The sequence below is a fragment of the Enterococcus sp. AZ194 genome (genome assembly GCF_051713825.1).
Taxonomy (GTDB): domain Bacteria; phylum Bacillota; class Bacilli; order Lactobacillales; family Enterococcaceae; genus Enterococcus_K.
Map to the genome: position 1 here is coordinate 3,033,206 of NZ_JBIOQR010000001.1, position 13,616 is coordinate 3,046,821.

Genomic DNA, 13,616 nt, shown 5'->3' on the forward strand with positions numbered 1-13,616 from the left:
GTTTCTCCTTCCTTAAATGATAGAGCTTCCTCTAATTTTTTTCGAAGCAAAGTTCACGATGGCTAACAGCGCCACACTAACCAGACTCTTCAACATACTTAAAACAGTTGCTAGAGACAGGCTATTTCCACCTAGTCCAATGTTATAGACATACAAATCCAATACTTGAATATGTTCTTTATTAAAAGCATTTTGGAAAACAAAGTATTGATCCATCCCATTGTTTAAAAGATTGGCAATCGATAACATCAACATAACTAAGTAGGTCGGCATTAATGCCGGTAAGGTGATATAACGCATCAGGTGGAAACGATTGGCGCCATCAATTCTGGCTGACTCATAAAGTTCTGGGTCAATCCCGGCAATGGCGGCCAAATACATAATAGCCCCCCAGCCTAATCCCTTCCAGATATTCCACAAGCACATCATCAACCAGGTATGATTGTCGCTATCTAAAAACTTGATTGCTTCTGAAATAAAGCCATTTTCTTGTAGTAACGTATTGATTAAGCCTGTAGAAGAAAATAAGCTAAATGCGATTGTATAAATCAACACCCAACTAATGAAGTTTGGTAAAGTCGTTAATGTTTGAACGAGGTTTTTGAACCATTTACACTTCACTTCATTTAATAAAATTGCAAAAAATACAGGCAACATCGAAGTTGCAATTCCTAAAAAGCTCATCGCAAATGTATTCTTTAATACTTGAATAATTTGACTGAGCTGTGTTGGACTGGAAACAAGAATCTTAAACCATTTCAATCCAACAAATTCACTTCCCGATAATCCCAAGGCTGGTTTGTAATCATATAAAGCATAAATCCAACCATGTAAAGGGAAATAAGAGAATAAAAAGACAAGGATTAGAAAGGGAATAATGCAGAGAAACATTATTTTTCCGTCTCTTCTATTCCGACTTTTCGCTTTCTCTTTCGTGCTCTGTCTGATTTCCATTTTTTCACCCCTTTTAATCTGTAACCGCTTTTACATTTGTAATCATAGCATCCGATTTCTTTTTTGAAACTATGACAAAGTGCACCTCCGTACAGTAAAAAATAGACATCTTTTTTAGTGTTTTACCACAAAATATTCTACAAACGCTGTTAAATAGGCTTTCTAAACTACGCAATCATTTTTGCGACCGCTTTCACAAAACGAATAATTCGGGTAAAATGAAGACAATCAAAACAATCGGAGGTTCTCTATATGAAATTCAACATGGATAGTTCATTCCATCAAGGTCTGACTCTTTTTATTCAATTTGTTCTACTTAACGTGCTATTTATTTTGACTTGTTTACCTATTGTAACAATCGGTGCATCTGTCACTGCCTTACTCGCTGTGACAACTAAATACGCAGAGCATCAAGATGCCTATCTTATTAAAGATTATTTCAGCTATTTTAAACAAAATTTCAAACAGGCCACTGCCGCTTTCTTTAGTCTTGGTCTGCCTATGCTATTCTTATTTTTTAGTAGCATCTTTTGGTTTGCCTTTAAAACCATCTTAACAAGTATCATTGGTATTTTTGCTCTCTTTATAGCCGCCTTCTTTTTACTTTCTTTACTTCTCAGCTTCTCTTTGATTGGTCGCTATAAAAATACGTTAAAGCAAACCCTAAAAAATGCTTTATTGCTCCCCTTTGACAATCCTGTTAAAGTGATAGGTGTGCTTTTATTACCAGTAACGATCTTTTGTTTACTTGTTCTAATGCCTGGTATGAAGCTTCTATTATTTGTTTTTGGTTTTTCTTTTGCAGCGTACTGCTGCTCATTTTTATTTCTTTCTATTTATAAACAATACTTAGACTAGGATGAATGCTATGAATTTGCGCTTATTCATGAATAAAATCAACCGTTACCCAATCCGACAGCAACTGTTTATCATCTTTGTACCCTTAGTTCTCTTATCAACTTTGGCTATCGGCCTCATCTTAACGACTGATTCCACCCGGCAATTAACCGAAAACTATAAAGGCCTAGCTGCTGCCAATGCCCAACGAGCGAAGTCGGTAGTTCTTGATACAACCAACTCGTTTAAAAATATCGCGAATTACATGTCCACAGACCCCCAGCTGCGTGAAATTCTCTCAACGACCTACGAAGATGAGTCAGATTCTTTGTATGCTGAGGATCAGTATTCTTACATTAATCGGATTAAAAAACAAGAAACATCGATTTATAGTATCACTATTTATTCAACCAATACGACACTCGTCAACTATAAAAATTTTGCCTATGCAACACCTGAAATTCAAACTTCTTCATGGTTCAGTCAAGCGGTCAGTCAACCAAACGAATTTTGGCAAATCGAAACGGAAGATAGTATTCCAAAGCTGGCATTATATATGTCTTTACCTCTGCCTTTAACAAATTATCAAGCGGTTCTAAAGATGCAAGTGGATTATAATTATTTAAAAAATCGCATGCAACATTCCAGTTATTACACGGAAATCCAACTAAATAATCAAAAGCTATTTTATAGTGATACCATTAAACTGGCCGGCAAAAAGGTCTCATTTCCCATAGAAAATCACTCAGATGAAGAAGAATCCTTTCAATCAACAGATAAAAAAAAAGATGCCTTAGTTGCCCTGAATACCCTGCATCTACCAAACGATCAGGATAAAATAGTGGTCTATTCAGTGGACTACAGTGCTTATCGCAATTTACGCGCCAATGTCATTCGTTGGATTAGCATCTTAATCATTGTGTTAGTTATGACTTCTCTCGTTATGCTTGTGTTTGCGAACTTTTTTTCAAGCCGAATCAAAAATCTTCAAGCAGCCGTCTACCATGCTTCCATAGAAGATTATAACTTTTTCAAACAAATTGACGGTGCTGATGAAGTTTCCAGAATTTCTCTAGATTTCCATACGATTACCCAGCGTATCAAACAAAAAGAAGAACAGATTTTTGAAGCCCAGTTACTAGAAAAAGAACTCTTAAACCAGCAGCAACAAATGGAGTTCCGACTCTTAGCAGGGCAGATTAACCCGCATTTTTTGTTTAATACACTTGAAACAATTCGAATGACGGCTCTAAAAAACGGCAATCCTGACGTGGCACATTCCATCAAACTTTTGGCAAAATCCATGCGTTTTACTTTAGATTACCAAGGGAAAAAAATTACTACTTTAGAAGAAGAACTCGAAACGGTTAAAGTTTACACGGATATTCAAAAAATGCGTTTTGGCGATCGTGTAAACTTTCAAATGTTTCTATCAGATACCATCAATCCTACACAAATTGAACTACTACCGCTACTCATTCAGCCTCTTGTTGAAAATGCGATTGCTCATGGGCTAGAAGGCATCGAAGAAAATGGGCTAGTTACCCTAAACATCGAAAAACGCGACCACAAACTAATCATCGAAGTCACAGATAATGGGGTCGGCATTTCTCAAGAACACCTAGATTATCTTCGTACGCAGATGACACATAATGATCTGGATGTTACCGAGCATATCGGGTTACGTAATGTTAACAATCGAATTAAGATGTTTTATGGAGAGACATACGGGCTCAGTATCCGAAGTGAGGTCATGAAAGGAACCAAAGTCCAAATCATCATTAACAGTCTAACAACCTATTAAACAAGTCTATCATCCACTTATAGATGGCTAAAAAACGAGGCTGGGACATAACTTTATCAGTTATGCTCCAGTCTCTACTGTTTGAGTGTCTTTAAATAGATGTTGTTCCTTCTTTTACTGCCACTTCTTTTGTCTCGTCTTCATGTAATACCAGAGTTGCTTGTTTGATTCCTTCTAGTTTGACTTCCACTTGACCTGCCACTCGTTTGGCATATACTTCGCCCACTTTGTCGCCATGTTCATTATAGACAAATGCTGAGGCCGTTTCATCTGCCCCTAACTCAAAGACATGGATCGTTGGCGTTTCAGTATAGTCATACACGGCTTTGTCATCAGTATTTCCTTCGATGATGATGGCATTTGGTCTAGCTAATAATGGTAGATGGAAATAATCCACCGTTTCATGGTACCATTGACCACCTGCATAACGTTTGCCTGTTAAATAATCTGTCCATCGTCCTTCTGTATTTGGAACATAGAAGCTGACTTGGCCTTCTTCATTAAAGACTGGCGCCACCAATAAATCATCCCCAAACATATACTGTTGATCTAATTGATGCGTGGCACGGTCTTCAGTAAATTCTAAGACCATCGCTCGCATCATTGGCAAACCAACTGTTGCTGTCTTGACTGATTGTGCTTGTAGATACGGCATTAAGCGGAGTTTCAATTTGGTAAAGTCTCGAGCGACATCAACCGCTTCTTCTCCATAAATCCATGGCACTTTATATTCCCAGCTTCCATGATAGCGACTATGAGAAGACAATAAGCCAAACTGGGTCCACCGTTTATACAAATCAGGTGTCGCACCTGCTTCAAAGCCTGAAATGTCATGACTCCAATAACCAAAACCACCCAACCCGAATGAAAGACCTGCACGCAAGGTTTCAGCCATTGATGGGTAATCAGATGTACTATCACCACCCCAGTGAACAGGCAATGTTTGTGAACCAACAGAGGCTGACCGCGCAAATAAGATAGCTTCCTCTTGCCCTTTTTCTTCAACTAATAAATCATAAACGACTTTATTATACAGGTAGGCATAATAGTTATGCATCTTCTCTGGGTCAGAACCATCCGCATAAACAGCATCGATTGGAATTCGTTCTCCAAAGTCCGTTTTGAAACAATCTACGCCCATACCAATCAGCTCTCTTAACTTCTCTGTATACCAAGCAGTCGCTTCTGGATTGGTAAAATCAACAATGGCCATCCCTGCTTGCCATTTATCCCACTGCCAAACATCGCCGTTTGCCCGTTTCAAGAAGTACCCCTTGGCCATTCCTTCATCAAATAGCGGAGATTTTTGACCAATATACGGGTTAATCCAGACACAGATTTTTAAGCCTTTTTCTTTCAAACGACGCAACATGTTGATTGGGTCTGGGAATGTTCGTTCATCCCACGTAAAATTACACCACTCATATTCGCGCATCCATAAGCAATCAAAGTGAAAGACCTCTAGTGGAATTTTACGCTCTAACATGCCATCCACAAACGAGTTCACAGTTGTTTCGTCATAATCAGTTAAGAAAGAAGTACTTAACCACAACCCAAAGGACCACGCAGGCGGTAAAGAAGGCTTGCCTGTTAAATCCGTATAGTTTTTCAAGACGCCTTTCATGGTTTCGCCTGCAATCACAAAGTATTCAAGCGATTGTCCCGGCACGCTAAACTGGACTCTTGAGACCTTTTCACTGCCAACTTCAAAACTGACTTTATCTGGTGAATTGACAAACACACCATACCCTTTGTTGCTCACATAAAAGGGGATATTTTTGTAGGCTTGTTCTGTACCTGTTCCACCATCCGCATTCCAAATATCGACAGTCTGACCGTTTTTTACGAAATTTGTGAACCTTTCTCCTAAACCATAGATAGCTTCACTCACATCAATACTTAGCTGTTCACTAATATGAGCCTCGCCTCTTGGATCATGCACTAGGGCTTTTCCTCGTGGTTTACTCTGAGTAATCAATTTTCCTTTATAATAAAAACGCGTAAATAGCTGTTCACCTTTAGTAATTTCCACACGTAAGTCCCCTGATTCAAACTGGTAGACTTCACCATCTGTTGCAATCACTGGGATTACCTCTTGTGTTTGGATAAGAAAATCGGGTGCTTTTGGCTGAACGCCTTTATAATTGTACAGTTTAACGCCAATCACATCTTCATGGGGTGTGGATACCTCCATAGTCATTAGCCCACCATCTAAAGTAAAACCTTTATGACCAATATAACTATACGGCATATAAAAAATTAGTGTGTTGTCTTGTTGTCTTGTATCATATACATGAACGGCATAATTGACTTCAAAGCCTTCTTTTACAAGCCAGCCTCCATCTGTGAATTTCATCTTGTCTCCTCCTCAACCTTTTGCTTAATCAAATAATAAGCTCCCATTAAACCTGAGTCATTAAAAAATTGACAGGCCTCAACAGGCACTTTAAAATCAACCCAATGACTGTTTTTCTTTAATTCTTCATGAATCATTTCAATAACCTGGTGACTCTGACTAATCCCTCCACCAATCAAAACCTTTTCTGGATTTAGCATAACGACGGTGTTAAATACGGTAATCGCGACGAACTGCGCCCATTCTTGGACTACTTCTTTTACGAGCGGATCTTCGAGCTCTGAAACAATGGTCTCCCCTAAAACCTCAATTGAGGCAGACATTCCTTTTTGTTTTCGATAACTCGTAACCAATGCTTGTGTTGAGGCGAGTTCATGAAGCGTTTTATAAGCAGATTGATGGTAATCTGTCACCATCATACCCAGCTCTCCTGTCCGAAACGTATGACCATGCAGAATTCGATTATTCACGACAATCGCGCCACCAATCCCCGTTCCAAGTGTAATAAGTGCAAAATCAGAAACCGCCGCTGCCTTTCCGCCAAAGTTTTCTGCTAGTGCTGCACAATTGGCATCATTCTCAATGACCATGGGATACTCTTTACCAAGTCGTTCTTTCAACAACTCATAAATATTTTCTCCATGTAGAGGTGTCAGTGCCCCCGCCAAGATTGCTTCACCTGTTTCTGTGTTAACAAAGCCCGGAAAACTTAAGCCAATTCCTTTTAGTTGGTTTTGTGATTGCCTATCCGCTTTGTTTATCTGTTCCACAAGAGAATCAATAAACGCTTCTTTAGACTGTAAACAGGTCTTAAATTTTCCTTTTTCTATTTTTTTACCAGTTTGGTCGAATCGCCCATATTTCACGAAGGTTCCACCTACATCAAAACATAAAAACATCGAATCCCACCTTTGAAAAGTAAACGTTATCATACTACCCATATTATAGCGAATGGCACCCAAACTTTTATACAGCGCAGATTAGTGTTTTATACCCACAAAAGTAGTGATTAGCTAATTGATGCGTCTATTGTTTCTTCAAATTACGATACTCATTTGGAGAAATCTTATAGTACTGACGAAACTTCTTATAAAAGTAATCCACATTTTTATAACCGACCTGCTCAGAAATCTCATACACCATCAAATTAGATGAAGAGAGTAAACTCGCCGCTTTCTCCATCCGAATTCCTTCGAGATAATTCACAAAACTCTTCCCGGTTTCTTTACGGAATTTTTTGCCTAAATAGGCACTATTATAATTGAATTTTTCAGCAATTGATTTTAAGGAAAGATTTTCGATATAGTTTTCACTCACATAATGGAGAATCTCTGAAATGATATCCACATTATTTAAGGCTTCCGCAACAACGGATGATAAGCGGACCATCTGCCTTGTAAAGCGCTTTAATAATTCATCAAAGGTCGTTGCTTCAAAGATATCTGTGCTAAAGGTCATCGTAAATTCCTGAATATCAACGGTCGCTTGCCCACGGACTTGACGAATAATCAAGTGATAATCCTGGTTTATTTGCCATTTTACATCCTCTTCAAACGATAATCTATTGTAATAATAAGCGGCATAGTTGGTGATTGTCGTTTTTAACTCATTTGCTGTAACAACTGCTTTCACTAACTGTTGCACAATTTCTTCATGCGAAAAAACGCCCTGATTTTCATTTGAAAAACGTTCAGGTGAAATATATTGATTAGGAAATAAAAAGGTCAATCTCGACAGGTAATTAATTTCAGAATACAACACACCTAAGTTTTGGTTCGCTTCTACCCACCCTGTCGAAATAATTTCCTGACTAGATTTCACCAATTTTTCAACAGCTATTTTTTGTGTATCCGTCGCATTTGACAGTAGCACTTGGTAGGTATACCCATAGTGACTCAACGAAATTACTTCTAGCTGGTGTTTCTTAAATTTTGCTAGAACTTTCTCCTCTAACGGCTGTCTTGTGCGCAAACAATTGACCCAGGTGTAACCAACTAGCGGCTTTGCATCGTTTCCAAATAGCTTATTCACTAGCTCATGCTGTAAGCTCACTGTACGCTCAGATTCTTCCAATTCATTGAGTTTGGTTAAACTTTCTATTAACTCTTCCTCGTCAATTGGTTTTAATAAATACGAAAAAAAATCTAACTGAATTGCTTTTTTGGCATACTCAAATTCAGAATAGCCTGATAGGGCAATTGCTTGAGGACAATGCCCTAATTTTTTGGCTTCCTTAATCATATCAAGGCCGTTTAATTGTGGCATTTTGATATCTGTAATCACTAAGTCAGGAATCTGTTCGATTAGTAATTGCAAGCCTTCTTTGCCATTTTTGGCTGTCCCAATAATTTCATACCCATAGCTTTCCCAATCAATCAGATACGTTAAACCTTCACGAATGGCTTGCTCGTCATCCACCACTAAAATCTTTTTCATCTAACCCCTCATTTCTATAAATATTGAAAAAGAAAAAAAGCGAGACGGAACCACTAGTCTATCTCAGCTTCTTTTCTAGATAATTTGGAACTTTCAGATGCTGTTGCATTGATCGTTTATAGTTTATCATGTATTCAATTAATTGTGTCTTATTTCAAGTTCTCGCCGTTTTCTTTTATGACTTCTTGATACCAATAAAAACTATCTTTAGGGATTCTTTCTAACGTTTTCTCGTCATGCTCATCGCGATCAATATAGACAAAACCATACCGTTTTTTATAACCGTTTAACCAACTCAGCAAATCTGTAAATGACCATGCGCAATAACCTATGACTTCGACTCCATCTGTGATTGCCTTTTTCATTTCAAGTAAATGTTCATTTAAGTAAGCAATTCGATAGTCATCATGCACTTTTTTATCCTCCGTCAGCTCATCAAGGGAACCCAATCCGTTTTCAGTGATAAAAATAGGTAAATCATATCTTGATTGAATTCTTCGCAATGCAACTCGGAACCCAACTGGATCAATTTCCCAGCCCCACTTCGTTTTTTCTAAATAAGGATTTTCAATGCCATTAAACATCGGAACTTCAGGGGCCATCGCTTGTTCTTCTTTTGGTTGCATCAAATATGGATCTGTCTTCGAAAAATTCTTTTCGGTATTTATTTGGTCTGAGGAGCTCTCTTCTGGCTTTTCGATGCGGTTTTGGCGCACTGTTCCCCCATGATAATAGTTTATCCCTAAAAAGTCTGGTTTTGCAGCCTTTAGGATTCGACTATCTTCTGGTGTAACCTCTGGAGCAATCCCTAATCGCTCTAATTGTTTCATAATAAATTTGGGATAGGTTCCCTTACAGTAGACGTCTAGTGTCCAATCGTTATTAAAGGCCTCGCCGTTTTCAGCAGCTAAAACATCAGAAGGATCTGCTGTTAATGGATAAATCGGACCATATCCATAACTAGGACCAATCAGTCCATTAGGAACAAGCTCGTGAAATAATGAAATTGCTTCGGCATTCGCTAAGTTGACAATATGGTTCGCTGCATACATTCTTTTCAAGTCTGTGACTGCTGGTGGATGCGCCGCCCAACGATAACCTAGTGAGGTAAAAACATTCTGCTCATTCATAGTTACCCAATAGTTCACTTTATCTTTTAGACGAATAAATAAAGCTTCACAATATTTTTTAAAAGCTGTAATCACCTTTCTTGACTCCCAACCTCCATACTTATCTTGTAAGGCTTGCGGCATATCCCAATGATACAACGTAAGAACTGGTTCAACACCATTGGCAAGTAGTTCATCAACAAGGTTTTCGTAAAAGGCTAGCCCCTTTTCATTGATTTCGCCTTCTCCATCAGGAATCACGCGACTCCAAGCTACACTAAACCGATAGGCCTTTAACCCCATCTTCTTCATGTAAGCGACATCCTCTTTATAACGATGATAATGGTCGACTGCTACGTCACCATTTGTTTTCTCAAACGTCTTCCCTTCAATTCGAGAAAATTCATCCCAAATAGACGGCCCCTTCCCATCAGTATCCCAAGCACCCTCAATTTGGTACGCTGCAGAAGCCGCTCCCCATAAAAAATTCTCTGGAAATGATTCTAGCTCTTTGTAATACATAAATATAATCCTTTCAGCATCTATCAACTCTCTGCGCAAAACCAATCCACAAATCCTCAATAGACTCTCGTAAGTTAGTTAGTATGATAAACTTACTTTTCAAATAAAATATAGCGTAGATTTTTTTAAAAGTCAACGCTTTCAAAAAAATCTACACTAAAAAACATCTGAAAAAAAGAGCGTTTCTAAAGATCAGTCGACTATTGGACTCCTTTTAGAAACGCTCTTTTGTCAGTACTTATAAACGCTCATTTAACTGTTTTTGATACTGTAATGGCGCTAGTCCAACCGACTCCTTAAACACATGATGGAATGTTTTAACACTGGTAAACCCAGATTTTTCGGCTACCTCTGCCATAGGGATTTTTTCATTAGCTAAGATAAATTTGGCTTGTGTAATTCGGTACTCATTTAGAAAACCCATAAAGGTTTTGCCCGTATTCGTTTTGAAAAAACGCGTAAAATAATAGGGACTGAAACCAACAAAATGGGCCACTTCTTCTAAGGTAATTGGCTCTAGGAAACGTTCTTCCACATAGTCAAACACCTTGTTCAATCGCTCTAATGTTTCCTTATAGTGGATGGTTGACCGATGTGATAGACGATATTCTTGGCTAGTTGTCGGCAGTTCACGATAAAAGACCCCCATCAAATGATACAGCTCAGATAAAAGGAGATAGTTGGCACCATCTGCCGTATCTTCATTGTAACGGTAAAGATTTAACAAAATTTCACGAACCTTTTTTTCTGTTTCTTTTGGCCAATTATAACTGTGACGCTCGCTTGTTTCAAAGAGTGAGACCAGTGATTTCTCACCTATCCGTAAGGTTTTTTCATCAAACATCTTCAAATCAAACTGATACACATAACGTTCACTATCCGGTGAGGACAAAAAATAATGAGGCTCGCCACTAGAAAAGAAATAAATCTCCCCTTGATTCACTTGAACAATCTCTTCTCCGACACCAATACGAACATTTCCAACAATTGAGTAAATAATCTCGATTTCTTTATGCCAGTGTGGATATACAATTCCCATACCATCATTTAGAAACGAACGGTATAATAAATCGCTATCAAACGTTGGGATTTCTAAATAGGTACTCACGGTCTCTCACCTACCTGCTCAATAATTATGGTTTCTAAGCTTGTTTTAAAGCGCATGCGGTCTTCTAGTGTGAAAGCTTTTGGTCCCTTCGTTCGTTGACCTGCTTTTCTTAATTTAGCACTAAAATATCGTTGCTCAAGTAAGGTTTCAATCGTTTCTAGGGTGTATTCTGTCCCTAACTGGTGAAGCACTCGAACCTCTTTACTAAGAACTAAAGAGGCCAGTCCGTAATCCTGAGTCACTAAAATGTCTCCTGGATGCGTCAGACCTACAATCCGATAATCCGCACTATCTGCCCCTTTATCTACATAAACAAATGTCACAAATTCTGGGTATTCTTTTGTAGTATAATGATCAATACTGGTAACAATCACAACTGGAAGATGGTACATCTGCGCCAGTGCAATTGTTTCTTCTTTCACTGGAGATCCATCCCCATCAATAAATAGTTTCAATTGTACACCTCAATTCACTCAAATTCTCTTCTATAAATCTGCTATGTGTAGGTTACATTTGCTGATTCTATAAATAGTAACTATATTTTTTAGTTTATCATTAATATGAGGAGATTCCAATGCAGATGACACGTCTTTTTTAACTACTTTTATTTCCTAGTCTCTAAATATTAAAAGATTATTTTATAAAAAAAGACCACCAAACACCAAATATTTACTCTGAATGAGAAAACTATCCCGCTTTCTCAAGTAAATGATTTGGTGCTTGTTCGCCTTTTTTAGTTTCTAGATTAAATTACTTCAATTCATTATTAGAAAATGACTCTTGAATCACTTTTTAGTTGGTACTCACTATAATGATTACTTCACTATTTTTCCACCATCACCTAAATCAATAAACTCAAAGTTGAGTTTCCCGTTTTCATCAGTAAAAGCCGTCACTTTTACACCCGTGTATTTATACGTAACGTTATCTTCATCACCATTAATAAAATAGGTTACTTCATAGTCAATCTTATATTGATCTTTTTCTAAAGGAGCCATATCGGTTATTTCTTGGTAGAACCACACACCATCGAATTCCTTTTTCTTATTCTTTTCTCTTGAAGACGTGATATACTCATCAATCGCTTTAAAGCTAGCATTTTTAGTGCCATCTTTGAAATATTCGCCCAATGACTCTTTGTCATATTTGTTTGATTCAATAACAGCATCTTGAATATCAGAATAAAAACTATCAATTGCAATTTCAAGCTTATACATATCCACAACATCAAAATCAAGAGAAACTGGATAGTCATCCTCAGAGTCTTCAGTGTACTCCCATTCTTCTACTTCATATTCCTCAGTGGTGATTTGGTCTTTTCCTTCACCGCTTGTTAATTGAATCGTTAAGCCATCATGCCAGACAAGAGGGCCAACTGTTCCCTCACCATCCTTCAGTTTACCTGCTTCTTTTCCATCAACTAAAATTTTGGCATCTTTAATATTTGACTCAATCGGGATAATCATCACAGAAAAGGTTAGATCAATCTCTGTATCTTCCGAATTAAACAGATTGTAAGTTTTCTCATTGCTTTCGCTTGATTCGGTCAGCTTTTCAGAAGCTGCACTAAATTTATATACTCCCGGTACAAAGGGTCCAAGCTCCTCATCGAAGCTGTCTTCTTTTGTCGTCGTGTACTTCTCATCATTAACGGAAATAATTGTTCCTTTTTGATTAGTCGAAACCTCTGGATAGACAGGATAAACCTCAACCTTATAATCATCAAAAACTAAAAATTTCTTGCCAGATTTTTTTATTTCAAGATTATATGTCCGTAAATTTTTTTTCATGTCTTTTTTCATTTCAGCCAATGCTTTTTTATTCTCAGTAAAATACTTGATTAGTGGCTTCACGTTCTTTTCAGTTAAATCTAGATGATCATCATCTGTTGTCATCATCTGAACGACTTTTTTACTATCTTTGTCGGTAATTGCTTGCACGAAAGCGTCGATTTGGTTTTCAGATGTATAGATAGAGCTACCATACTTATACCCTCCAAATAAAGCAACTAAAATAATCACGACAACTGCGCCTATAGTGATTTGCTTTTTAGAAAGAGAACCTTTCTTAGCCGGTGTCGGTGTCTCTTGGTTTGATTGTTCTTGCGAATTTATCGCTTTTGAGTCCTGCATATCTTCCCCAGATTCTTTGGCTGTTTCTGTTGGCGTTACTGTCACATCAGCCTCGACTTGATCCGCTGTTTCTGGCTCTGTTGTTTCCACAGTTTCTGGTGAACTAGCTTCTTCTGCAGGCGTCGATTCACTTGTCTTATTCGCCAAAACTTCTTCGTTTTCCGCGAGATCTTCTGGTACTTCTTGCGTCACCTTGTTAACGGATGTTTCTGTTTCACTTGTTTCTAAAACCGATCCACAGTTTTCGCAAAATTTTGATTCTTCGACATTTTCATGTCCACAATTTTTACACAATTTCATAAAATTTCCTCCAATAGCCCAAAACATGCCTTATTTCACTCGCCGCTTGGGAACTCCC

10 protein-coding genes are annotated in these 13,616 nt (G+C 37.9%); 2 read left to right on the forward strand and 8 right to left on the reverse strand.

From position 1 onward, the window contains the following. Positions 1-12: 12 nt before the first annotated feature. Positions 13-954: an ABC transporter permease gene (locus IGI37_RS14260; RefSeq protein ID WP_438762736.1), complete on the reverse strand. Its 942-nt coding sequence runs from the start codon at positions 952-954 to the stop codon at positions 13-15. 252 nt (positions 955-1,206) lie between these two features. Between IGI37_RS14260 and IGI37_RS14265 the strand changes: the two genes are divergently transcribed. Beyond that, complete coding sequence (locus tag IGI37_RS14265) at positions 1,207-1,812, forward strand: YesL family protein (protein WP_438762737.1); 606 nt, start codon at positions 1,207-1,209, stop codon at positions 1,810-1,812. A 10-nt stretch (positions 1,813-1,822) separates the two neighbouring features. Next, the gene (locus IGI37_RS14270) at positions 1,823-3,595 is read left to right on the forward strand and encodes a sensor histidine kinase (RefSeq protein ID WP_438762738.1); all 1,773 of its coding nucleotides are present in this window, start codon (positions 1,823-1,825) and stop codon (positions 3,593-3,595) included. Between the two features lie 91 nt (positions 3,596-3,686). Here IGI37_RS14270 and yicI read toward each other — a convergent pair whose 3' ends face one another. The 7 genes from yicI to IGI37_RS14305 all read right to left on the reverse strand — a co-directional run bounded on the left by yicI (position 3,687) and on the right by IGI37_RS14305 (position 13,558). Continuing rightward, positions 3,687-5,951 (reverse strand): alpha-xylosidase, encoded by a 2,265-nt coding sequence (gene yicI / locus IGI37_RS14275; RefSeq protein WP_438762739.1) that lies wholly within the window; start codon positions 5,949-5,951, stop codon positions 3,687-3,689. Next, the gene (locus IGI37_RS14280) at positions 5,948-6,850 is read right to left on the reverse strand and encodes an ROK family protein (RefSeq protein WP_438762740.1); all 903 of its coding nucleotides are present in this window, start codon (positions 6,848-6,850) and stop codon (positions 5,948-5,950) included. Before IGI37_RS14280 ends, yicI begins: the two co-directional genes overlap by 4 nt. A 127-nt stretch (positions 6,851-6,977) precedes the next feature. Further along, positions 6,978-8,387: a response regulator transcription factor gene (locus IGI37_RS14285; RefSeq protein ID WP_438762741.1), complete on the reverse strand. Its 1,410-nt coding sequence runs from the start codon at positions 8,385-8,387 to the stop codon at positions 6,978-6,980. Positions 8,388-8,536: 149 nt separating this feature from the next. Next, positions 8,537-10,018, reverse strand: coding sequence for a glycoside hydrolase family 1 protein (locus IGI37_RS14290; RefSeq protein WP_438762742.1), 1,482 nt, complete (start codon positions 10,016-10,018; stop codon positions 8,537-8,539). A gap of 238 nt (positions 10,019-10,256) precedes the next feature. Next, a complete protein-coding gene (locus tag IGI37_RS14295; RefSeq protein ID WP_438762743.1) occupies positions 10,257-11,126 on the reverse strand; it encodes an AraC family transcriptional regulator in 870 nt (289 codons plus the stop codon). Next, on the reverse strand, positions 11,123-11,581 hold the full coding sequence (locus IGI37_RS14300) for a YaiI/YqxD family protein (RefSeq protein WP_438762744.1): 459 nt from the start codon (positions 11,579-11,581) through the stop codon (positions 11,123-11,125). The genes IGI37_RS14295 and IGI37_RS14300 overlap by 4 nt, the downstream gene beginning before the upstream one ends. Positions 11,582-11,941: 360 nt before the next feature. Continuing rightward, positions 11,942-13,558, reverse strand: a complete 1,617-nt coding sequence (locus tag IGI37_RS14305) for a zinc ribbon domain-containing protein (protein ID WP_438762745.1) — start codon at positions 13,556-13,558, stop codon at positions 11,942-11,944. Positions 13,559-13,616 lie beyond the last annotated feature (58 nt).

Coding starts and splice junctions, on each gene's coding strand:
- IGI37_RS14260 (WP_438762736.1), bottom strand. CDS start 954: ATGGAAATCAGACAGAGCACGAAAGAGAAAGCGAAAAGTCGGAATAGA.
- IGI37_RS14265 (WP_438762737.1), top strand. CDS start 1,207: ATGAAATTCAACATGGATAGTTCATTCCATCAAGGTCTGACTCTTTTT.
- IGI37_RS14270 (WP_438762738.1), top strand. CDS start 1,823: ATGAATTTGCGCTTATTCATGAATAAAATCAACCGTTACCCAATCCGA.
- yicI (WP_438762739.1), bottom strand. CDS start 5,951: ATGAAATTCACAGATGGAGGCTGGCTTGTAAAAGAAGGCTTTGAAGTC.
- IGI37_RS14280 (WP_438762740.1), bottom strand. CDS start 6,850: ATGTTTTTATGTTTTGATGTAGGTGGAACCTTCGTGAAATATGGGCGA.
- IGI37_RS14285 (WP_438762741.1), bottom strand. CDS start 8,387: ATGAAAAAGATTTTAGTGGTGGATGACGAGCAAGCCATTCGTGAAGGT.
- IGI37_RS14290 (WP_438762742.1), bottom strand. CDS start 10,018: ATGTATTACAAAGAGCTAGAATCATTTCCAGAGAATTTTTTATGGGGA.
- IGI37_RS14305 (WP_438762745.1), bottom strand. CDS start 13,558: ATGAAATTGTGTAAAAATTGTGGACATGAAAATGTCGAAGAATCAAAA.